General features: G+C 45.2%; 16 protein-coding genes. 1 reads left to right on the forward strand and 15 read right to left on the reverse strand.

The window, feature by feature from the left end:
* Positions 1-30 precede the first annotated feature (30 nt).
* The 15 genes from OQJ75_RS14345 to pilM form a co-directional block, all read right to left on the reverse strand.
* Positions 31-3,408 carry an ExeM/NucH family extracellular endonuclease gene (locus OQJ75_RS14345; RefSeq protein WP_265973901.1) on the reverse strand — a complete coding sequence of 1,126 codons (3,378 nt, stop codon included), beginning with the start codon at positions 3,406-3,408 and terminating at the stop codon, positions 31-33.
* A gap of 114 nt (positions 3,409-3,522) precedes the next feature.
* The gene (locus OQJ75_RS14350) at positions 3,523-6,720 is read right to left on the reverse strand and encodes an ExeM/NucH family extracellular endonuclease (RefSeq protein ID WP_265973900.1); all 3,198 of its coding nucleotides are present in this window, start codon (positions 6,718-6,720) and stop codon (positions 3,523-3,525) included.
* Between the two features lie 22 nt (positions 6,721-6,742).
* On the reverse strand, positions 6,743-7,846 hold the full coding sequence (locus tag OQJ75_RS14355; RefSeq protein ID WP_265973899.1) for a porin: 1,104 nt from the start codon (positions 7,844-7,846) through the stop codon (positions 6,743-6,745).
* A gap of 600 nt (positions 7,847-8,446) precedes the next feature.
* A complete protein-coding gene (trpS, locus tag OQJ75_RS14360) occupies positions 8,447-9,463 on the reverse strand; it encodes a tryptophan--tRNA ligase (RefSeq protein ID WP_017103608.1) in 1,017 nt (338 codons plus the stop codon).
* Positions 9,464-9,614: 151 nt separating this feature from the next.
* Positions 9,615-10,301 carry a phosphoglycolate phosphatase gene (locus OQJ75_RS14365; protein WP_061033626.1) on the reverse strand — a complete coding sequence of 229 codons (687 nt, stop codon included), beginning with the start codon at positions 10,299-10,301 and terminating at the stop codon, positions 9,615-9,617.
* 118 nt (positions 10,302-10,419) lie between these two features.
* A complete protein-coding gene (gene rpe, locus OQJ75_RS14370; protein WP_010435263.1) occupies positions 10,420-11,094 on the reverse strand; it encodes a ribulose-phosphate 3-epimerase in 675 nt (224 codons plus the stop codon).
* Between the two features lie 200 nt (positions 11,095-11,294).
* The gene (locus OQJ75_RS14375) at positions 11,295-12,143 is read right to left on the reverse strand and encodes a Dam family site-specific DNA-(adenine-N6)-methyltransferase (RefSeq protein WP_265973898.1); all 849 of its coding nucleotides are present in this window, start codon (positions 12,141-12,143) and stop codon (positions 11,295-11,297) included.
* Positions 12,144-12,212: 69 nt separating this feature from the next.
* Positions 12,213-13,730: an SPOR domain-containing protein gene (locus OQJ75_RS14380; RefSeq protein ID WP_265973897.1), complete on the reverse strand. Its 1,518-nt coding sequence runs from the start codon at positions 13,728-13,730 to the stop codon at positions 12,213-12,215.
* Between the two features lie 79 nt (positions 13,731-13,809).
* The gene (gene aroB / locus OQJ75_RS14385) at positions 13,810-14,898 is read right to left on the reverse strand and encodes a 3-dehydroquinate synthase (RefSeq protein WP_248373112.1); all 1,089 of its coding nucleotides are present in this window, start codon (positions 14,896-14,898) and stop codon (positions 13,810-13,812) included.
* Positions 14,899-14,922: 24 nt separating this feature from the next.
* Positions 14,923-15,441 carry a shikimate kinase AroK gene (gene aroK / locus OQJ75_RS14390; RefSeq protein ID WP_009848907.1) on the reverse strand — a complete coding sequence of 173 codons (519 nt, stop codon included), beginning with the start codon at positions 15,439-15,441 and terminating at the stop codon, positions 14,923-14,925.
* 176 nt (positions 15,442-15,617) lie between these two features.
* A complete protein-coding gene (locus OQJ75_RS14395; RefSeq protein ID WP_416340679.1) occupies positions 15,618-17,312 on the reverse strand; it encodes a type IV pilus secretin PilQ in 1,695 nt (564 codons plus the stop codon).
* Positions 17,313-17,371: 59 nt separating this feature from the next.
* On the reverse strand, positions 17,372-17,890 hold the full coding sequence (locus OQJ75_RS14400) for a pilus assembly protein PilP (protein ID WP_265973911.1): 519 nt from the start codon (positions 17,888-17,890) through the stop codon (positions 17,372-17,374).
* Positions 17,877-18,506, reverse strand: a complete 630-nt coding sequence (locus OQJ75_RS14405) for a type 4a pilus biogenesis protein PilO (RefSeq protein WP_248388986.1) — start codon at positions 18,504-18,506, stop codon at positions 17,877-17,879. Before OQJ75_RS14405 ends, OQJ75_RS14400 begins: the two co-directional genes overlap by 14 nt.
* Positions 18,499-19,113: a PilN domain-containing protein gene (locus OQJ75_RS14410; RefSeq protein WP_265973895.1), complete on the reverse strand. Its 615-nt coding sequence runs from the start codon at positions 19,111-19,113 to the stop codon at positions 18,499-18,501. Before OQJ75_RS14410 ends, OQJ75_RS14405 begins: the two co-directional genes overlap by 8 nt.
* Positions 19,097-20,122, reverse strand: a complete 1,026-nt coding sequence (pilM, locus tag OQJ75_RS14415; RefSeq protein WP_265973894.1) for a type IV pilus assembly protein PilM — start codon at positions 20,120-20,122, stop codon at positions 19,097-19,099. Before pilM ends, OQJ75_RS14410 begins: the two co-directional genes overlap by 17 nt.
* A 151-nt stretch (positions 20,123-20,273) precedes the next feature.
* Here pilM and OQJ75_RS14420 point away from each other — a divergent pair, with 151 nt between their 5' ends.
* Entirely contained in the window at positions 20,274-22,835 is a 2,562-nt protein-coding gene (locus OQJ75_RS14420) for a penicillin-binding protein 1A (protein ID WP_265973893.1), read from the forward strand.
* Positions 22,836-22,940 lie beyond the last annotated feature (105 nt).

The following is a 22,940-nucleotide window of genomic DNA, read 5'->3' on the forward strand; positions in this document are numbered from 1 at the left end:
GTAAAGCCCCTACTCCTTAATGCAATGAGGTTACTTGTTAAAACGACGACGTAGGAAGCCAAGTCCTAATAGGCTCAATAGACCGCCTAGGCCAAATGAACCACCATCGCTGCCAGAATCACTCATTTGAGTAATAGACACTTGCTTCGTTTCAATCACTTTACCCTCCACAGCTGTTGTTACCGTGTAGTCACCAACCTCTAAACCTGAGATAGGTACTTCCGTCCAACCCAGCGCAATTTCGAACTGATCAAGCACGTCTTTTTGAACATTTGAAGAGGTCGCGACAAAGGCTTGAGTTGCATTATTGAAGCTCACCGACACTTCGTCTCCCACTTTTAAGTAAGCAGAATCTGAATACTGAGTGAGGTCAACAAAGTGATTAAAGGTACCGCCACCGATAGGAGCCTGTGGACGAGGTTCGTTAATAGGCTCATCAGGAAGCTCTACTGGCGTACCGGGTTGTACTGGCTGATCAGGGTCTGGGAACACAGGGTCAACTGGGTCAATTGGTTTACCGGCAAAAGCAATCGATAGTACAACGGGATCATGACCTGCTGCGCGGAACGAGTCAGAGTATGCTTGACCAAGTTCGTGTTTAGCATCCAATGTTTGAGATTCACCCGCATTGATATTCCAATGAGTTGCACCGATAACTTTCGACTTAAGTCCTGCAGAAGTCAGAATGTAGTCGAGACTACCATTCTCATCTCCTTGGACTACGTTATAGCTATTTGGATCTACAATCTCCATTACGTTCTCAAAACCGTAACTATCGGCAACAACCACACCTTCTTCGTGTAGAGACTCGTCACCGATAAAGGTTTTCTCAGCCGTCTTGATCTCATAGTTTTCAGGTGCGCCTGAACGGTCAGTCAGTACCGTGATTGCATCTTCATTGTTGAATGTATTCAGGCTACCAAGAATGACTTTTTCACCTTCCATTTCAGCCAACTTCTTGCCTAGGTAATCCGCAGCAGACACACGTAAATTCTCACAACCGCCTTGGCGGTCGTCATCCGATGTATCTTCTAGACAAACTTGGTCTTTATCCGCAAAGTGGTTAACCGCAACCACAAGCTTATCTTCACGATCTTTGAACGAGAATACTGGGACAACCGCTGCATGTTGAGTCGTGAACTCACCATTTTCAACTTCTTGTTTCGGCATCGGGATCACTTGTAGCGAATCTAAGCCAACTGTGCTCGGACGGAAAATAACAAAGTTCGCTGTCGCTAGCTCACCTACCGTTGTTAGTCCTTCACTGCTAGCAATGTTGTACTGCTTAGCCTCTGGAAGATCAGCATTAAGTTGAGTCACTAGGTAAGAAATCGCTGAGCTTTCTTCAAAGCCGTTGTTTTCAACTTCCATCAAACCAACAATATCAGCATCAAGCGCAGTTAACGCCGCAACAAGTTTCGCGGTTTGATGATCAAACTGAGTAGAATCTTGCGCACCAGGTGTTGCATCAAATGCTAAGAAGTCATTGCTCTCACCACCACCTTGCAAGCTATTGAAGTACTCTTGGGCGTTAAACGTTGCGATACGAACATCACCCGCATCAACTTTAGGTGCTAAGTCACGGTTATTACCACGTGCAATGAAAGTATCATTGTTCGCCTCTTCTGTTACGTAGAAACGGTAGTCTGAATAAGAGTACCCAAGCACACCCTGAAGGTTACTTGCTCGGTCGCCAACACGAATAAAGTCTTCTGTCGAACCATTTTGGTCAATGTCGGTTTTAGCAAAGTCTGGGTACCATGCCGGAGCGCCAACCGTATCTTTCTTAAATGATTCAACCACAAGGCGTGCATCATCATTACAGTCCGCCGCTTTTGCTGCTTCGTCAGTACCAGGGAAGTTCACTTGGTTCGGGTGTACGCTAGCTTTGCCTTGGCTAAGGACTAGATTGTAACGCTGAGGTCCTTCATCCAAGCTGTAGCTACGTGAAACACGCATATCAACCGCAGAAGTTAGGTTAACCAGCATGCCTTCATGACGCTCTAACGTGAAATCGAATTCCGAGTCTGAGGCAATTTGCTCAAGGTTCACAGCCGATACAGAACCTGTGCCTACTGCTTTAATCGCTGTCGCAGGAATTTGAGTCCAACCAAAGTTTTCTTCAACGGGGCCAGTTACCTGAACCTTATCCCCCACACTTAAGCCAGTTAGATCACCAACAACAAAGATACCGTCAGAAGTTTTTGGATCGCTGTCTGGCGTTTCATCTTGCATGTAGAAACCGACCGCAACATCACCATCAAGCGCTTCACTTTGAATCGCAGTGATAACACCCTCTACTGTGAAGGTTTCATCCGAGATGAACTTACCGTTGGCTGGGTCTGTGTATGGAGAAGCCCAAGAATCACCCTGAAGCTGACTGATCAGTGTATCTGGCGATGGGTCCGGATCTGGATCAGGGTCTGGGTCAACCGAACCATTAACTTTGCCTAGGCCATCAAATGTGTCTTTCGCTAGCTCTGTCCAGTCTGATTCATTGTAAGTCGCTGAAGGTGAAGTACCATTTCTTTGCAAAGTGACATCTTTACCCCAGCCACTCTCTGTAGGAACCGCACCGACTACATCAACTAGGCTATCGCCATTGAACAGACCGACTGCGTCGCCACCATTGTGGTATAAACCACCGGTAATCGAGCTAACGCCATCATCTAACGTGATATCTGCAGAATCATGCAGAACAACCAATACCGAATTCGCAGGTAATGTTTGTCCATCAAGACTCACCATATCTAATGGGCTTACATCACCATCTTTATAACGAACAAGTTTGTAGCCTGTTAGATCAATATCTTCAGAACCATTGTTATAGAGTTCAACCGCCTTATTGTTTGAGCTACCTTCTACGTATTCAGTAATGACAACTTCACCGGCACCACCGCCACCTAGCTCAACTTTGCCAAAATCACTCCAATCATTCATATCTACAACTTCAAACTTATCTGCATCATAAGTTGTACTTGGAGACATATCCGTTCGGCGTAAAGTAACGTTTTCATTGAACTTACTGCCATCGCCAGCACCAACGATATCAACAACACTGCCATTGTTTCGCACTGCCACTGCATCATTACCATTGAAGTAAGTTACTGTAGATTCAACGTCACCTTTGCCTTTTAGTTCAGCATCAGCGCTTGCGTTGACGATGACGTAAGTTTGGCCCGACGCCAATGTCACACCATCTAAAGATTGACTGCTGTTCCAATCACCACCATTTGGTGCAAGATCGACGGTATATCCATCCAAAGTAGCAGAAGAAGAGCCGATATTGGCAATTTCAATTGCTTTATTACTCCCTGAGCCTTCAGTGATCTCAGAGATGATGATATTGGCATTTGCCATAGGCGCAATAACCGCACCAACAGCAATCGCTATTAAACTTTTTTTCATGTTTGAACCTCAAAGGTAAACAGATTTATATCCATATCAGCCAAGTTAACGCTGTGTTTCCTCAGCTTTACTCAAAAGAAAGGGCTAGCAGATAACTACTAACCCTTTCATCAATTACTGACTGCGACGGCGTAAGAAACCAAGACCCATCAGTGACAACAGAGCACCGAAGCCAAAGCTACCGCCTGAACCATCGTATTCAGGAGTCACTGGTGACACATTGCTTGAGTCTTGCTTACTAATGTTGGTAGTCATTGTCATTGACTCAATAACTTGAGCAGAAGATGCACCAGCACTTTGTGCAGCAACGCGGTCCCCCATTAGCTTCATGGAAATCGTGTATTCACCTGTATCAAGCCCAACCACGTCAAACATTACTGTTTGTGCGCCATCTTGACTCAATGTCACTTTCGGTAGAGAGACATTTTGTGGACGTGGAGAGATAGAGATTTCAGCTACATCACCAGATTTCGCATCAGCCGAAACCGGGAATGCGATATCAGCACGGCCACTCTTCACTGCAATGTTCACATTCGACTCACCCGCTTCACCATACTTGTAACCTAGCGATACCATTGCTGGGTCGTGGTCTGAAGAACGAATTGGTGTTTCTCTAGCAAATGGGTTAGAAACTTCGTCTGATGCTTTCTTGTAGTTGCTGTAGTCATTCAATGAAGATTCAGCCGCATTGATGTGCCAGTCAGCGGCATCAACTAAACGATCTTTCAATGAAGGAGTGATTAGAAGGTGATCCAGAGAGCCGATCTCGTTGTTGTATGAGTAACTCCACGCTGTTTTGCCAGCCGGTGTTTTCAAGTCAACCGCATTTAGGTAGCCAAATGTTGTCGTGATCTTTTGACCATTCTTTTCAAACACTTCATCACCAACAAAGGTGTAGCTTGATGCGTAAATGTCTTTGCCAGTTGAGTTCTCAGTAAGAACAAGCATTGGATCTTCGTAGGTGTATGAGTTCATGTCACCCAATACCACTTGGTCGCCACCAATCTTTGCCATTTCTGAACCTAGCTGGTATGCAGCCGATACTCGGAAGTTCTCACACGAGCCTTGGTAGTCATCGTTGCGAACGTCATCATTTACTGGATCAAAATCAGCCCAAGTTTCCCAACCAACCCAATCTTCATGACAAGTAGAGCCTTTTGATTTCAAGTGGTTAATCGCAACAGTTAGACGTTTACCAGTGTTGAGAACATGGAAGGTCGCCGCAACTGTATTACGTTGATAGTTGTCACCACTTTCACGAACGGCACCGTCACCATCAATAATCGCGCCACCATCAGGGTATTCCACTAGCGGAGCATGCTGCTCAGGCATTTGAATAATTTTACCTGACACAATCGAAACTTTAGACGGACGGTAAATCACACCCGACGTAATAGCATCTGTACCAATGGTGTCGTTTTGATCCAAAATGGTATCGCCATTCTTATCGAAACCAACGAACACATAACGATTATGGATCGAGTCTTGATCACCGCGCTTCGAATAATCTTCTTCATTGTATTTTGCGTTAACAGAAGCTAGAAGCGTCTTGATTGCACCAAAGTCACCAAAACCATTGTTCTCGATTTCCATCAAACCAAGAATATCTGCATCTAGACCGTAGATAGCCTCTACAATTTTTGCTTTCTGTAGTTCGTATTCTTCTTCCGATTCAGCACCACGGTTATCACCAAATTGATTTGAGCTACCGCCGTATGGAGAGTTAAACAGGTTTAATACGTTTTGCGTGGCAACTTTAACGGTAAAGCCAGCATCGAACTCTTCATTAACGATATCGTACTCACCAGAGCTTGAAACTGGACGTGGCGTATTCGGCGTAATATCAGCACTTGTCATCTGATAACCACCGGCATCGGGATCCTTGACTACTAAGCGATATTCATCGTAGGTATAGGCAATCACACCCTCTACGTTTTTAATGCCATCATTAATACGAATTGGATTATCGTAGCTGAAGTTTGCGTAGTAAGGGATCTTGCCGTTACTTGGGGCTTTTTCACTGTCTAGGAACAGAGTGGCATCGCGGTTTTGTTCAATCTTAGCGATCGATTCAAAACTGCCTGCAACATACTCTTGGTTCGGGTGGAAGTTCGGTGTTTCATACGCTAGAGCCAAGTTATTACGGAACTGGCCTTTATGGTAAAGCTCGAAGTCGAAAGCAAATGCACGAGTTACGCGCATATCTTGGTTGCCGTCTTTGTTGTCATCCATATCTTCAACAAGTTTGACGAGCATACCCTCATGACGCTCTAACGTATTTGCAAAGGAAGCACCATCTTCTGGAAGACGCTTTAACTCAACAGGGCTAGGAGGAGTAACGCTATTGCCAGTTTCTACCCAGTTTCCTGACATATTAAACTGTGTTTGGCCAAAATATTCACGAACAGTACCAACCACAGTCACTTCTGTACCGACTGCGGGTTGAGTGCTTGAGAATACAAACAGGCCATCTGAAGTCAACGGGTTGCCATCGTGATCGTAAAGGAAGAAACCTTTAGAAAGACCACTACCAGCACTTGGCAATACGTAACCAACATACGCTGTTAGTTTGTATGACGCTTCAGTCTCATAGAATTTGTCTTCTTTTAATTGCGTTCCAAACTCAGCTTCAACCAGAGGAGAGAACTTACCTGTGCCCTGCACTTCAGCGATTGTGACTTCTACTGGCGGCGGCGGCGGCGTTGGTGGCTCTTCAAGCGTCAGCTTACCAAGGTCTTCGTAAACATCCGTACCTACGTTAGCCCAATGCAGTTCTACATACGAACTATCTGGCGCTGTTGCATCTTTAGTACGACGTAAAGTAACCTCTTTACCCCAAGTTGAGCCGCTAACACCAATAATGTCGTGAATGGTATCTGGGTTGTCATCAGCACCAATCCATACTGGATCATCCCCGTTAAAATTGAGTGCGTCATGCCCAATGCCGCCGTAACTGCCTGAATAAACGATCGTCGCACTATTTGCTGCAACTGCATCTTTCAAATCAGAAGTCGCGTTATCGCCTACAACAACAATACTTTCACCCGCTGCAATGGTGACACCTTTTAATACTGGAGTTGCATCATCCGGCTTTAAAACTTTATTTTTGTAACCGCTGTAATACAGAGCATGCTCGGTAAAGGTGAACGACGTGGTACCTGTATTGGTAATCTCAATCGCGCTGTTGATTGCGTAACTATCAACGCTCGATTCTACATATTCTGTAATCAGAATATTATTGATGTCAGCCAGTGCCGCACCACTAAGTACACTACTAATCGCACCAGCAAGTAGAGTCATTTTCTTATTCATTTTCTATATCTCTCTGATTTAATTAGAAGTAAACGCGTGCGTAAGCGTACGCATCTTGTGCTGCTTCACCGGTATTCCACTCAAGTGCGATCACGCTAGAAGGCGTGGGACGGTAGTTAACACCGAATGTGCCCCATACCCGCTCATCACCCCAACTGTGCGCATCGTTGCCACTTGCAGCTTGTTCGTTACGGTTATCAATCGCCCACTTTTCATATTCTTCAAAGTTGTAAGATGCTGTGAATTCCCAGTTGTCGGTAAACTGATATTTCGCAGACGCAAGGTAACCTTTATTCTCTTGAGTTTCGTACTCATTAAACACACCAATACACTGTCTTTCTCCAGAAAAATCGTCCTCTTGCCATAAAGTACATTCGCCAATATCTTCTTCTTCGTAGAATGCATTTACACCAAGGTGAAATGTTTCTGTCACCGCAAGGCGCGCACCAGCACCTAGTAGACGCTGCTCACCGTATTTCGATTTACCATCAGAACCGCCGCGACCTTCCGCACCTGCAACCACAGAGAAGCGATCGCCAAAGTAACCAATGTAACCACTAACGACTTCGCCAAGCTCAGAGCCAGAAGAAGATTCTGCGCGGTTGGTGTAAGAGGCGCCTACTTTGATCACGCCGAAGTATTTACCTTCATACTTAGCCGTCATGTCTTGGTCACCTGCTTCACCCGTTTCTACCGTAGTATCAAAGGTAAAATCACCCCACTTGTCGTAGTCATCAAATGCAGTATCGGTTAGACCTACCTCTACGTAGTGCTCTTGGTTCTTGCTCTTGTAAAGATCGTATCCAATAAAGACTTTGTCGATCGCCAGAACCATATCACCCGAGCCATATGCCCAATTCTCACGTTCATAATCTAGCTCTAAACGGTAATGCATCTTGTCGTTCTTACCTTTCACACCCATGGTTGCGAAAGAATCATCGATGAAGGATTGGTCTGCGTAAAACTCATCATATTCAAAATTAGAACCGATATGCCCACCAACACCAACTTCTCCATAGAGTTTTACAAAGTCACCTCTTTCATTTTCATAAATGGTTACAGCATTTACTACCGGTACCATAAACAAAGAAGAAATAGCTAGTGCCACTGCATTTCTTTTTAACATCACTTATTTCCTTTAAATTAACATTCGAAATGGAATATCGTTCCAAATCTAGTTGGCGTAAAAAAAACACCTTGTTATGTTATAAATATTTTTTTGGTGAAAATTTACACGTAAAACAGTACAGATTCACAAGTGTGATTCTAGAGATAGCCAAACTCATCTGGTTATATTAAACCTGTGTAATCTCTTACTTTTATGTAATTCGATAAAGCAATAAACACCATAAATGAGTTATATTTCACATTTATATAATGAATATTACGAGTTTGATTATAAATTCAACAGAAGAAGTAACATCAGAAATGATATTTTCAATTAATACGAAAAATAAGCTCAATGTCTCAGAAAGATGGTCTAACCAGTGATATGAAAAATATCAATAATAATGACTGTTTCTTATTAATATTTTACCTATTAGGGTCTCAGATATTAATAATCACTAGTTTTTCATGATTATTATAATTAAGAATAATAGATAGAATGTTCCAATAATTGATTAGTCGCTTAACTTAAATAGAAAGAATCAGAGGAAAGATGGTGGATCAAAAAAGCCTCTACATAATAGAGGCTTAGATAGAGGAGAAGTAAAGCTCTTAGTAACTACGGGCGAGTAACAAAACCGACTGCTTCGTATGCTTTTTTCAGTGTCACGGCTGCGCGCTCAGAGGCTTTTTCAGCACCCGCTTTCATTACTGCATCCATATAAGCACGGTCAGCACGGATACGGTGGTATTCAGATTGAATCGGCTCAAGCATCTCAACCAATGCTGCGCCTACATCTTTCTTAAATGGACCGTACATTTCAACGCCTTGGTATTGCGCTTCGATCTCTTCGAACGTTTTACCCGTCGCTGCAGAGTACAGACCCATTAGGTTAGAGATACCCGCTTTGTTTTCCCAATCGTGAGCAATACGTGGTGGTGTTTCTGCGTCAGTCTGCGCTTTGTTGATCTTCTTGATGATCGACTTAGGCTCTTCTAGCAGAGTAATCACGTTCTTACGGTTATCATCAGATTTAGACATCTTCTTAGTCGCATCTTGCAGGCTCATCACACGTGCATTCACTGTTGGAATGTAAGGTTCTGGTACTTGGAAGATTGGCGTTTCAGGGCCGTAGATGTTGTTAAAGCGATTTGCGATATCACGCGCTAGCTCTAGATGTTGTTTCTGGTCGCTACCTACTGGCACTTGGTGAGCACCGTAAAGCAGGATATCTGCAGCCATCAACACTGGGTAGTCGTATAGGCCTACGTTTACGTCATTTGAGTGACGTGCAGACTTATCTTTAAACTGAGTCATACGGCTCAGTTCACCCATTTGTGTGTAACAGTTAAGAAGCCAACCAAGTTGAGCATGCTCTGGTACGTGTGACTGAACAAATAGCGTGCTCTTCTTTGGATCAACACCGACAGCAAGACAGATTGCTAATGCGTCTAGAGTCGCTTCATGCAGTGCTTTCGGGTCTTGGCGAACCGTAATTGCGTGAAGGTCTACAACACAGTATTGGCAATCGTAATCATCTTGCATCTGTTGCCATTGACGTAGAGCACCCAAGTAGTTACCGATACTTAGTTCACCAGATGGTTGAACACCACTCAATACGATGGGCTTGCTCATGGTTTTAATTCCTTTGCTTATTCGCTAAGTTTATTGAACGCTTAGCTTCTTAACTTAAATATCGAAAAGCCACACAGCTCTTTCTGCGCGGCTCATCCAGTGTACTCATTGATAAGTATTTTGCTAGTAGGTTAGCTAACTTTTGTCCACTTTATGCTGAAACTAGAACGACATCTAGTAATTGCGCGACGTTATCCGCGACATAGTCAGGGTTTGATGCTGAAATTGGCTCGCCGTGGTTGTAGCCGTAAGTCAGACCAAACGAGTGGCAACCCGCATTCTTCGCCGCTTTGATGTCGTTGCTTGAATCACCAACCATCAGCATCTCTTCCGCTTTCACATTGTGCTTTTCTAGCAACCAATTCAACGCTACTGGGTTTGGTTTTTTCTCTGGGAAAGAGTCGCCGCCCAAAACATCAACAAAGTACTTATCAATACCGTGTTGCGCCAGAACATCTGGTACAAACTTCGATGGCTTGTTAGTCACAAGCGCCATAGTGAAACCCGCTTTATGTAGCTCAGCCAGCGTCTCTTTTACTGATGGGTAAAGGTGGCTCAGCTTGTGGCCGCCCTGTTCGTAAAAATCATCAAACAGGATGCGTGCTTTCTTCAGCAGCTCAGGCTCTAGGCTTGGGTCTACGGTTAAGTTGCGGCTGAGTGAACGCCCGATAAGCACGTCAGCACCATTGCCTACATAGTCGCGAACTTGTTCTTCACTCACTGAAGGGAAACCAAGCTCCTGACAAGCTTGGTCAGCGGCGACAGCCAAATCAGGCACGCTGTCTAACAAGGTTCCATCCAAATCAAAGGCGATCAGTTTTATTGAGCTTAATGACATCTTACTTTCCTATTAATTATATACGTCTTATGTGTTGAGCGATAAGACGTAAAAAAGGGGCCATCAGCCCCTTAATCTAAATGTTTTGATTTTAGGTCCACAGACCTTAGTTCTACTTTTATGCGTTAACTTTTGCAAGCTCTGCACGCATCTCATCAATCACTTCTTTGTAATCTGGTTGATTAAAGATAGCGGAACCGGCAACGAACATATCTGCGCCCGCTTCTGCAATTTCACGGATGTTATCAACCTTCACACCGCCATCAATCTCAAGGCGGATATCACGGCCAGATTCGTCAATAAGTTTACGAACAGCGCGCAGCTTATCAAGTGTGTGAGGAATGAAAGATTGACCGCCAAAGCCAGGGTTCACTGACATCAGTAGAATCATGTCGACTTTGTCTAGGATGTAATCAAGGCAAGAAAGTGGCGTTGCTGGGTTCAATACTACGCCTGCTTTACAGCCGTGTTCTTTGATTAGCTGTAGAGTACGATCGATATGTTCTGATGCTTCAACGTGGAAGGTAATCATTGATGCGCCCGCTTTCGCAAACTCAGGCACAATGCTGTCGACTGGCTTAACCATTAGGTGAACGTCGATAGGAGCAGTAATGCCGTAGTCACGCAGCGCTTTACAGATCGGTGCGCCAAAAGTCAGGTTCGGTACGTAGTGGTTGTCCATCACATCGAAGTGCACAACATCAGCACCGGCTGCGAGTACTTTTTCTACGTCTTCACCAAGACGAGCAAAATCTGCAGACAAAATCGATGGAGCGATTAGAAAATCTTTCATACCAAACCTCTTAAGAGTGAGTAAATTGAGAATATCACCGCCTTGTGACATCTCATATACAAATACAAGACTCAATTCCAAGGCTATTTGGTGTGCAATTCTACCTAAGCACCTAAGCAGATCCTAGCAGTTCGAAAGATTAGTTTATGAAAGTACCCGTTGGTCACTCAATTTAATGAGTTCGAGGATTATGTTGGCCGCTATAATTCTTCTGAAGCGTGCTGCTGGTTTTTCTCTTTATGGAAAAGCGCCAATAGCTCATCAACTTTATTACGGCCAGCGCCGTTACGGCTGATGGTGCGCTTAACCTTGACCACGTTTAGTTCTGCACCATGGTATAAACGGCGCGTTAAGGTGGTGTCATGGTTTGAAATCAAGACAGGGATGCCTCGTTCCATTGCCGCTCTTTCTGCAACATCAGCCAAGGCCGCTTGGTCATCTAAGCTGAAGCCATTACCCGCATAAGAGGTAAAGTTAGCCGTGTTCGACAGTGGTGCGTATGGAGGATCGCAGTAAACCACACAGCCTTTGCGCGCGCGGCTAAAGGTTTCATGGTACCCCTCACAGACAAAGGTGGCTTTTTTCGCTTTCTCGGCAAAAAACTCCAGCTCAGCTTCTGGGAAATAAGGTTTTTTATAAGAACCAAATGGAACGTTAAAACCGCCCTTCTTGTTGTAACGACATAGGCCATTGAAGCCAAATCGGTTCATATACAAGAAAGCCAACGAACGATACATGACGTTATCTGTACCATTGAACTCAGCGCGAATATCTAAGAAAGCTTCTTTGCGATTGTTCTCGGGACAGAACCAGCGCTTCGCTTCCGTGATATAAGTTTCAGGATCGGTTTTAAGTAGGTTGTACAGGTTGATAAGATCGGGATTGATATCTGCAAGCAGGTACTGTTCAAAGTCAGTATTCAAAAATACTGAGCCGGCACCGACAAACGGTTCTACCAATTTACGAGCAGGTGGCAGGTGACGTTGGATGTCTTCAACTAGGCCATATTTACCACCAGCCCATTTTAGAAAGGCACGCTGCTTTTTCATTTACTGCTCTATCTATCAACTCAAAAATAAGGCTGCGGAATGTAACATATTTTGAGGCTAAGCTCAGGGTTATTTCGCACGTTCTATCTCTCGATGTACTTGATTCATCGATTTTGCCCAAGGTTCCAACTGTTGAAGTGGTTTTGATAACGCACTTACCGCGTCTCTCGCCACTTGAATCGTAGGGTAATCTTGATAAGTGATAATAAACCACTTGGTGTCGTTGCGAAGTGTTGGGTAAATACGAACCTTGTTCTCAAGGTCATACTCTTCAATGAAAGATTGGACGTCTTCCAGTGAGGTCATCGCACTCAACTGCAAAGTATACGCGCGTGGAGAGATAGCTTGTAACTCTTCACGAGCAAATGAGAAGGTAATCTTTTTGGTCGGTGGCGTTGAATCAGTTAGATCTGATTCTTCATCGACTGTTGGTTGTGGCTCGGCTTGTGCAGAATCAGGTTGCGCGCTAACCGCTGCCCCTGTGTTTTCCTCAACAGCCGAGTCAATCGCGCTGGTATCGGCACTTTCAGGTTTATCATCAAGCAGAGCATCAACCACGTCAGAGGTGATCACAACACGCTGCTGATCTTGTTCGACTTCTCCAACACTCGCAGTATCTTCAACGACAGTCGGTGGCAGAGACGAACTGTCATCATCCGCACCTTGGTAACTCATGTCGGTTGCAGCTTCAGAATCAACAGATCCATCAACGCCAGCTTTTTCAGTGCCACTTTCCACTTCAAAGGTTGGAATAGCCGTCTGTTCAATCGGTGCGATAAGCGACTGCGCTTTATCGTCTGGTGTTGGTTGACTGAACATCCACCAATAACCACCACCAATTAACAACAGCAACAAGGCCACCACAATCGCGATATTGATGGGTGAACCAATAATTGAGCGAATAATAATCCTTTTTTCCACTTTCAATTCTCCTAAAGCCATTAACTCACCAGGCAGAGGTTGCGCTTTATTAAACGCACGTCGCACGCGAGTTTCAGACTCATCATCAACATATCGAATCACCAGTGATTCGAAGAAATGTTCAGCTTCTGGTTGCGAAAGGTCATCGATCTCGAGATCGATAGGCTTGTGTTGTTGGCCGTAACTAAGACGTGTTAATAGCGTGTCTAAGTGACCAGGTTCCGAGAAGAGAACGATATTGATCGTCCATTGAGGGTTTGATTGAGCTTCCAGTACCAACATCCATAATTCGGATACCAATAGCTCAGAAAGTCGTTGGGCATCATCAATGACGATAACCACATTACACGGTTCTCCATCCAGTAACCTTGTCAGGCTATCAGATAAAGAATCATGTTGATTAAACAGGGGATCTGAAACAATTTGGCTAAGAATAAGCGCGCGGCGTTGTTGATCGTCTTGGCTTGGATGACAAAGCAGTAAACACTGATTTTTTTCTGTCGACCATGCTTCAAGATAACGCTGAGCCAACCAAGATCGGCCAGAGCCAGCTTTGCCAGCCACCGTCACAAGGTTTGAACCAAAGTCAGTCAAAAGCTGTAAGCGCTCTAGCAGCTCAACTTGAGATTCTAACTCTAATACTCTTAATTCATGAGCCAAACTCATTGGGGATCCCTACTGATAAGATCGATCAGTAAAACGCTTCAGTTGCCTAGAGTTTAGCTAGGCAACCTCACAACCAAATTTAAAGAGTACGGCAGAAATCGATCGCTTGTTTAATGATGTCTTGAGGCACATCAGCAACCACTTCAGCAGTACCAATACTTGTTGGCAATACCAAACGCAACTGACCAGACAGCACTTTTTTATCGCGCATCATGTGCTTCATAAAGTCTTCAAAAGACATGCTTTCTGGCGTATGGATTGGTAATTTCGCATTCTTGAGTATAGAAATAATTCGCTCAAGTTGCTGCTGAGAGATCAGTCCCTGTAATTGAGCTGTTTTCGCTGCCATTACAGTGCCTGACGACACAGCTTCACCATGTAGCCAATTACCATAGCCTAGTTCTGCTTCAATCGCATGACCAAATGTATGACCTAGGTTCAATAACGCTCTGATTCCTGACTCTTTTTCATCGATAGCAACCACTTCAGCCTTAATTGCACAACAACGAGCAATTGCGGTAATCAGTGCCTCTTCATCAAGTTGATAAAGTTTATCTAGATTCTGTTCCAACCAATCAAAGAAGGCTTCATCGTAAATGATGCCGTATTTGATCACCTCAGCAATGCCTGCTGCAAACTCACGCTCTGGAAGCGTCGATAAACAGTTGGTATCGATGATCACAGATTTCGGTTGGTAAAAAGCGCCGATCATATTCTTACCAAGAGGATGGTTTACTGCAGTTTTACCACCAACAGAAGAGTCCACTTGAGAAAGAAGGGTCGTCGGGATTTGAATGAAATCAATACCGCGCTGGTAACAAGAAGCAGCAAAACCGACCAAATCACCGATAACACCACCACCCAAAGCAATTACCACCACATCGCGGCTGTAATTTCCTTCAAGCATGTAGCTCATCACTGAGTTGAACGTTTCAAGTGTTTTGTATTGCTCACCGTCTGGCAACTCTAAAAGAGAAGTTTGACAGCCTACTTGATCCAATAGCGATAAAATTTTATCAGCATAAAGAGGCGCTACTGTCACATTACTGATAACAACAACTTTCTGTTTACCTGACAAAAAAGAAAGGTACGCCGGGTCTTCAAATAACCCGGCGCCAATAGAGATAGGGTAGCTACGCTCAGCTAGATTGACCGTAATCCGTTCCATGGGTTTGCTCTCCGAAAAATGAACTTAACGTTCTTCTAGCATTTTTACGATCTGGTTGGCTACCACTTTTGCACTTTGGTCGTCAGTACGAACTGTGTAGTCCGCCACTTCTTCGTATAGTGCGTTGCGAGATACAGCTAGATCTTCTAGCACATCACGCGGGTTGTCTGTTTGAAGTAGAGGGCGTTTCTTGTCGCGGTTAGTGCGAGCAAGTTGCTTTTCAATTGTTGTCTCTAGGTATACAACAATGCCTCGTGCAGATAGACGGTTACGGTTTTCTTTGCTCAGCACTGAACCACCGCCTGTCGCAAGAACAATACCTTGTTCTTCTGTCAGGTCGTTGATTACAGATTCTTCGCGCTTACGGAAACCATCTTCGCCCTCAACATCAAAAACCCATGCGATGTCTGCGCCAGTGCGCTCTTCGATCACAGTGTCAGAGTCTAGAAACTCCATATGAAGTTGGGAAGCTAGGTGTCTACCAATTGTACTTTTGCCGGCGCCCATTGGGCCAACAAGAAAAATATTGCGTTTCTCAGCCATGTTTTTAGCAGTAATTTACAACGTTAATTCAATGACATCGCCACAAGGTAGGTCAGTACAAGTACTGAAATTAAAAGGCCCGTGGCACCGATTCCTCACAGATAATTCGTGATAAGACCCGAAATTATCAAGGTTAGGTGCCACTAATGCAACTTTATTTTTAATCTAATTGTTCATTACTGAATCACAACTTTGGGTGTGACAAAAATAAGTAGTTCACTTTTACCCACATTTTCATAGCTGCGACGGAACAATGCACCCAAAACTGGCAAGTCTCCCAACAGAGGAACTTTATCCACCGTACTGCTCACGCTGTGCTGGAATATCCCACCAAGCACGACAGTTTCACCATTATTAACAAGTACTTGCGTTCCTATTCTTTGCGTGTCAATTGCAACCGCCTCACCAGTTCCGGTTTTTACCACTTGCCCTGGCCTATCTTGAGTCACGCTCAAATCCAATACCAAACGATTGTCGGGTGTGATCTGCGGTGTCACCTTAAGACTCAACACGGCTTTCTTAAACGCAACCGATGTAGCGCCACTTGAAGATGACTCTAAGTAAGGAATTTCAGTACCTTGCTCAATATAAGCGGGCTTTTTATTGGTGGTGATTAAGCGTGGGCTCGAAATGATTTCAGCTTTCGACTCTTGTTGCAGCGCCGACAGTTCCAGATCGAGCAAGGTATCTGAGCCCAGTTTGGCCACCTGAAACGCAATACTCGAGGCGTTAGGCGATGTTGCCCCTAAATTGACGTTGAGATAATCATCAATCACGCTGCTGCCGCTATCGTCGTCATACGGCGTAATCGCTGATGGGTGGTTGCCTTCAATTGAACCGCCAACGGTGAAGCTTCCGTTGGTTGAGGAAACGCCCCAGCGAACGCCAAGCTCATCAAGATTACCCTCAGTGACGGTTACAATACGCGCCTCTATCTGTACTTGCTTAACAGGAATATCTAGCGATTCAATGATGCCTCGTATCACCGCAATGTTTTCTTCCAATTCACGAATGAGCAGTGAGTTGGTTCTCTCATCAATGGTAATCGAACCGCGGTCAGACAGCATACTCACCGCCCCTTCCCCGCCAATCATGTCAGCAATGTCGGTGGCTTTTGCAAAGTTAATCTTGATGATTTCCGACTTAAGCTCCCCTAACTCCTCTTCTAAACGCGATTTCTCGAGCGCTTGCTGCTCTCGAAGATCGAGTTCCGCTTTCGGCGCAACCAAGATGACATTGCCATCAACACGCTTATCCAAACCTTTAACTTGCAAGATAATGTCGAGAACTTGCTGCCAAGGTACGCCATCTAAGCGTAACGTCAGGTTTCCGGCTACCGAATCAGACACGACGAGATTGAAGTCGTTGTAGTCGGCAATTAACTGCAGGACATTTCGTACTGGGATGTCTTGGAAGTTAATCGATATCAGCTTACCCTCTTTCTCTAGAACGCTTTTTTCTTTGGTCGCTTCATCGATAACTGGTTTGCTGATCACCACCTCAATAAAGCGCCCCTTTAGGTTGTATTCATACTGATAGTCATTGCTAATCGTCGCGAGAAGCCGAGTGCTGGGTGTCTCTTTATAGACTTCAATCCCTTCAACCAAGGTAGCGAAATCCTTCACACCCAGTAGGTAGAGCTTGTCATCATCAACCTCAGTATTGATTAACTCGATACTTAACCCTTCCTGAGCACGCTGCACATCGACCACCGCAGTGGTGGTGGCTAGCTCAATAATAATGACGGCGTCTTTATCCTTATTAACCCTAAAATCAATATTCTCTAATTTATTTGGTAGGCTCTCTGCATAACTGAATACGCTAAAAACCAACATCACAGACACAGCAAAACCTTGTAGAGCCTTGCTCACTAATCTACTTATTCCTTTAATCATATTTGCATCTCATATCCACATCATGTGACATTGGTTTACTTCAGAGCCAGCCTAACGTTGCGCTTGTGCCAACAACCTAAGCCATCTGGAAGAGTTTCATTAATCTGAACGTACTGGCTCGTCACCTTAGTAACTCGGCCATTGTTTAGGCCGATAAACTGGCCTTTCTTGACGTTTACCACGTTGCCTTTCGGTGTTTGCACTAACCCAAACACACTTGACCCACTGCCCATCACGCCTCTTAAACGCAGCTTACTCAGCGGGTACTTCTCTAACTTTCCGTTACGAGAGCGAGCGTTGGGTTGCCAGCAGTCTTTCTTAACCAAGGGCTGATTTTGCACAATGGCTTCTTTAGGAAGTTCAAAGGGAGGGCGAAAAGCTCGGCGCTGATAAGTCGCCGCCGTGAATTCAGTTGCTGGGACAAGCTGCTCAACGTCTTTTCTCGCCTTGGCTTCAACCTGCGTCACAAAGTCTTGTAGTGAGTCTTGATTAGCTTTGCAGCCAGATAGCGCAAGCAGCAACACGAGTGAGTAAAACGCGCTATTGGGTTTCATCATTGACCTCCGATTTAAACTGGTAGGTATAAGCTCGAACCCTAAAGTGCAGCGTGCTGCTTTCTTGGCTGACTCGCTGCCAATTCACATCATCAAAACTAATGATGCGCGGCAGTTTGGCGATGGCAGCCGAGAAGTCGCCGATCTCGTGATAGTCACCCGTCAGCTCGATATTGAGCGGTAAACGATAGAGAAACTCCTTATTCTGCTTTTGACCCCAATCGATTCGAGTGAAGGTCAGCGAATTATCCAAGCCGAGTTCATTCACAGACGCCAACATACTGGCGAGCTCTTTTTGAACGGGCAGTTGCTCTAACAGATAATCGTAGCGACTGGTTAGCTCATCCAACTGGCTCTGCAACTTAGGTAAGGCTGCCACCTTATTAGCCTTTATTCGCAAGGTCGTCTTTAAGGTTTGTTCTTGTTGCTTCATCTGTTGCAGTTCATCGTCGAGAGGCAGCACATAAAGCCAAGTGCCGACACCTTGGATTAACACTATCAACACCAGGATCACGAGAAGCTGAGGCAGCAATGGCCATTCGGTGATCTCATCAACATCAAGATCCTGAAAACTCATCCTGTTTTGCCAACTAATCCTATTTTGAAGGTTAGCCATGATGCGCCCCCTTCTCTTTTTTGCTCGCGGTTGTGTTCTCTGAGGTGGTGTTTTCTAAAGACACAGGGCTGAACACAAAAGAGACCTTGAAGGTCTGGAACTCCTTATTGAAGCGCTTGCGGTTATGAACGATAGAGTGCATCTCGACCCCTTTAAGAGAATCTGAACGCTCAAGGTTATCCAACATGGTAGCGAGACGAGCAGTACTGTCGCTGATGCCCGACATTTCAATCTCCTGACCATTCATCTTTATTTTGTCGACATATACGCCCTCAGGAATCAGCTCCGGCATCAGGTTCATGAAGTCGGTGGTCTTATTGCGGCCAAGCTGCAAAGACTCCACCACATCCAGTCGAGTGAGAATGGCTTTATGCTCTTGTTCGGCGACTTTTAAAGACTGAATCTGTCGGTCGAGATCAGCGATGTATTGATTGAGATAGTTGAGGCGCGCTTGCTGCTTGGCTTGTTGATCATGAAAATAGTTACCGACCGCCCATTGCCCACCAAGCGCAATGATGACACCTAGAATAACTAGATGAACAAAACGCTTTTTGTGCTGAGCACGAATCTCATCACGCCAAGGCAGCAGGTTAATTTGATGCAACATGCTTTTCTCCCTGCCACTTGAGTCCACTCATCGCCATACCCGCGGCAATGCCAAAGTGTTGCCAGTCCATGGGCAATCGACGTCGCTTCGCCACCTTGTTCTCAAACAGCGATAAAGGGTTAAGCGACTCACAGCTCAGCTGAAAATGGCGCTCAAGCTCTTCAGTGACCATCGGGATGCTCGCTCCCTCGCCCATTAGCCAGATCCCTGAAATAGGCTGAAGTGCATTGACTGAAGAATAGAGCTGCAACTGACGCTTGAGCTTTTCGATCAAATTGACAATAAATCGGTGGGTATCTTCAGCCGTGCCGAACACGCCTTCTATATCACTCGGGTTATCCGAGCTGCGAAGATCTTGCGTACCAAACGCGATATCTTTATAGAAAGGTGCTGAACTCTGCGGGATAACCCCTAGCGAGGTTTGGTCGATTCCAACATCCACCAGCAACCAGTTCTTCTTATCGGGATACAAGCGTGATGCCAATTGCCAGATATTGAGTAGCCCATGCGCCTGCGTATCCACGACCACAGGTTTAAAACCCGCTTTCGTTAGTGCATCTGCTCGGCTATCTACCACTTCCTTGCGAGTTGCATACACCTGATAACTGCTTGTCGATCCTTTGCCAAATCGTTTGTCTTCCAGCTTTACAAAATCTAAACTCAGCTCCTCGATAGGAAAGGGAGACTGGTGAGCAAAGGTTTGATAGATCGAAAACTCTTTTTCTCTGTCTTCTAACTCACTCTCTATTTGCAGTACTTTGCTGATCACCGTGTTATCAGGTACCGAAATGGCGACGTTGCGACAGCCAAAAGGCAGTCCTTTCCTAAGTTCTTTGAGTTTCTTAACAGTTTTCTGATACTCCAAAGTATGGTTAGCTGTAAAAATGTCGTCCGAAATCGGCAGCTCTTTGTATCCCACTAGGGCATACAACTCCCCCACGGGTTTTAGTACCACGGCTTTGATGCTGTGATGATTTATATCTATACCTGTAATTAATGATGAACCCATGTGACCTAGCTCCTGAAGTGCCAAGCATTTCGTTGATTATCTAGGGGTTGTGATTATTAGTTAAATAAGCGTTAATAAACGAAAGCTAAGTTTTTAGCCTAGAGTACAAGGGTTTGCTGCTTATCAGCCTTAACTAATCAGGGATTATCCGGTGAAGTTCATAAAGCGATTATTCATATTTACATTGATTTGCATGATTCTTGGAGTCAGTACAATTTTTGGGTTTTATTACTACGTAAAACCAGAGTTGCCTGATGTTGCCACTTTGCGCGACGTAGAACTCCAAACTCCAATGCAGGTCTTCAGCCAAGACGGTAAGTTGATCTCCCAATTTGGTGAAAAACGTCGTATTCCAGTGACTTATGACGAGATCCCTCGCCACTTAGTTGAGGCTTTGATTGCTACTGAAGATAGCCGTTTCTACGAACACCCGGGTATTGACCCAATCGGTATTACTCGTGCAGCGATCGTGGTTGCTATGTCGGGTTCTGCAAAACAAGGTGCGAGTACCATTACTCAGCAGCTTGCGCGTAACTTCTTCTTATCCAATGAGAAAAAGATCATGCGTAAGATTAAAGAGATCTTCATTGCGATCCACATTGAGCAACTGCTTAGCAAAGAAGAGATCATGGAGCTGTACGTAAACAAGATCTTCCTTGGCCACCGCTCATATGGTTTCGGCGCAGCAGCGCGTGTTTACTTCGGTAAAGATCTTCCGGATCTAACCCTGAGTGAGTTAGCTACGCTTGCGGGTATGCCAAAAGCACCATCGACAATGAACCCTATCTACTCTGTTGAACGTGCAACCAACCGTCGTAACGTTGTATTACGTCGTATGTTGGACGAGAAATACATCACTCAAGCAGAGTTCGATGAAGCTCGCAGTGAAGAGCTGATCTCGAAATATCACGGTGCAGAGATTGAACTCAGCGCGCCGTATGTTGCAGAAGTTGCACGTGCTTGGATGGTGGAACGCTATGGCGAAGCCGCTTATACATCAGGCATGAAGGTCTACACGACCGTTGATTCAAAACTACAGAAAGCAGCGAACCAAGCCGCGATTAAGAACCTGCTTGGCTACGATGAGCGTCACGGCTACCGTGGTGCTGAAAAAGTCTTATGGCAAACCGAGCAATCAGCTTGGGATCATGAAAAGATCGTTAAACACCTTAAGTCTCAGCCAACCTATGGTGACCTAGTCCCTGCGGTTGTGACTTCAGTTGATTCGAAAAGCGCTCAGGTTTGGGTTAAAAACCAAGGCGAAGGCACCATTGAATGGCAAGGCATGAACTGGGCACGTAAGTTCCTAACAGACGACAGTCAAGGCCCAGCTCCTTCGCAAGCAAAAGAGATTCTTGCTGTTGGTGAGCAAGTTTGGGTTCGTCATGAAGCCGTAACAGGCGACGAAGTCTCTGAAGAGCCGACAGAAGAATCAGCGACAGCAGAATCGGAAACACCTGTTGTATGGCGTCTAAGCCAAGTGCCAAATGCAAACACTGCATTTGTGGCAATGAACCCGAACAACGGCGCGGTATTGTCGATGGTCGGTGGCTTTAACTTTGTGCACAACAAGTTCAACCGTGCGACGCAATCTATTCGTCAGGTGGGTTCTGGTATCAAACCATTTATCTACTCAGCAGCGATTGAGAAAGGCTTAACGCTAGCCTCACTGATCAATGATGCGCCGATTAACCAATGGGATAAGAGCCAAGGTACAGCATGGCGACCAAAGAACTCGCCACCGACTTACGTGGGTCCAACTCGTCTACGTATTGGCTTAGCTCAGTCTAAAAACGTAATGGCGGTACGTGTACTGCGCGAAGTAGGCCTAGATGATACTCGTAACTACCTAACACGCTTTGGTTTTGATATTGACGAAGTACCTCGCTCTGAAACCATTGCTCTGGGTGCGGGTAGCTTAACGCCAATGAAGGTAGCGCAAGGTTACTCTGTATTCGCTAATGGCGGTTACTACGTTGAACCTTTCTACATCAGCCGCATTGAGACACCATTTGGTGAGACTGAATTTGAAGCGACACCGAAAGTGGTTTGTAAAGACGATTGCCAGCAGCAAATGACCGCAGACCCAATGGCGGACGAGTTTGCAGAGCAAGATGTGGATGCCAAAGTACAATACGCACCTCAAGTTATCTCTGAACAGAACGCATTCCTTGTTCGTGAAATGATGTACAGCAACATCTGGGGTGGCGGTGATTGGAGCGCAGGTACTGGTTGGAACGGTACTGGTTGGCGTGCACAGCCGTTGAAGCGTCGTGACATTGGCGGCAAAACGGGTACCACCAACGATTCGAAAGATACTTGGTACAGCGGTTACGGCCCTGGCATGGTTGCAACGGTATGGGTTGGTTTTGATAACCACAACCGTAACCTAGGCAGAACCAAAGCAAACTCGAACCTTGGTAAGAATCAGATTACGGGTGCAGAAGCTGGCGCGAAAACAGCAGAACCTGCATGGGTTGATTTCATGGGTACAGCGTTAGCGGGCGTGCCTGCTGAACGTAAAGAGATTCCGGAGAACATCGTTCGTGTTCGTATCGACCGTGAAACTGGCTTATTGACGAACAAATTCGATAGCTCATCGATGTTCGAGTACTTCGAGAAAGGCACAGAGCCAACCGAATACATCACTGAACGTTTCAATGACGACATCTACTCAACCTCATCAGGTGAAGCAGTAGAAGAACTGTTCTAGCTAGGGTTTGTTGAACCTAATAAGATGAACAAACAAAAAGGGTTGATATGAATTCATATCAACCCTTTTTTATATCTATATCTGACCAGACTAGGCTCTGAACTC

This window comes from Vibrio sp. 14G-20, from assembly GCF_026241515.1.
Lineage (GTDB): Bacteria > Pseudomonadota > Gammaproteobacteria > Enterobacterales > Vibrionaceae > Vibrio.

Excerpts from the sequence above, each read along its gene's own strand:
- OQJ75_RS14350 (WP_265973900.1), bottom strand. The coding sequence starts at position 6,720 with ATGAATAAGAAAATGACTCTACTTGCTGGTGCGATTAGTAGTGTACTT.
- aroB (WP_248373112.1), bottom strand. The coding sequence starts at position 14,898 with ATGGAACGGATTACGGTCAATCTAGCTGAGCGTAGCTACCCTATCTCT.
- OQJ75_RS14400 (WP_265973911.1), bottom strand. The coding sequence starts at position 17,890 with ATGAAACCCAATAGCGCGTTTTACTCACTCGTGTTGCTGCTTGCGCTA.
- OQJ75_RS14410 (WP_265973895.1), bottom strand. The coding sequence starts at position 19,113 with ATGTTGCATCAAATTAACCTGCTGCCTTGGCGTGATGAGATTCGTGCT.
- OQJ75_RS14365 (WP_061033626.1), bottom strand. The coding sequence starts at position 10,301 with ATGTCATTAAGCTCAATAAAACTGATCGCCTTTGATTTGGATGGAACC.
- aroK (WP_009848907.1), bottom strand. The coding sequence starts at position 15,441 with ATGGCTGAGAAACGCAATATTTTTCTTGTTGGCCCAATGGGCGCCGGC.
- OQJ75_RS14345 (WP_265973901.1), bottom strand. The coding sequence starts at position 3,408 with ATGAAAAAAAGTTTAATAGCGATTGCTGTTGGTGCGGTTATTGCGCCT.
- trpS (WP_017103608.1), bottom strand. The coding sequence starts at position 9,463 with ATGAGCAAGCCCATCGTATTGAGTGGTGTTCAACCATCTGGTGAACTA.
- OQJ75_RS14380 (WP_265973897.1), bottom strand. The coding sequence starts at position 13,730 with ATGAGTTTGGCTCATGAATTAAGAGTATTAGAGTTAGAATCTCAAGTT.
- rpe (WP_010435263.1), bottom strand. The coding sequence starts at position 11,094 with ATGAAAGATTTTCTAATCGCTCCATCGATTTTGTCTGCAGATTTTGCT.
- OQJ75_RS14355 (WP_265973899.1), bottom strand. The coding sequence starts at position 7,846 with ATGTTAAAAAGAAATGCAGTGGCACTAGCTATTTCTTCTTTGTTTATG.
- OQJ75_RS14405 (WP_248388986.1), bottom strand. The coding sequence starts at position 18,506 with ATGGCTAACCTTCAAAATAGGATTAGTTGGCAAAACAGGATGAGTTTT.
- OQJ75_RS14375 (WP_265973898.1), bottom strand. The coding sequence starts at position 12,143 with ATGAAAAAGCAGCGTGCCTTTCTAAAATGGGCTGGTGGTAAATATGGC.
- pilM (WP_265973894.1), bottom strand. The coding sequence starts at position 20,122 with ATGGGTTCATCATTAATTACAGGTATAGATATAAATCATCACAGCATC.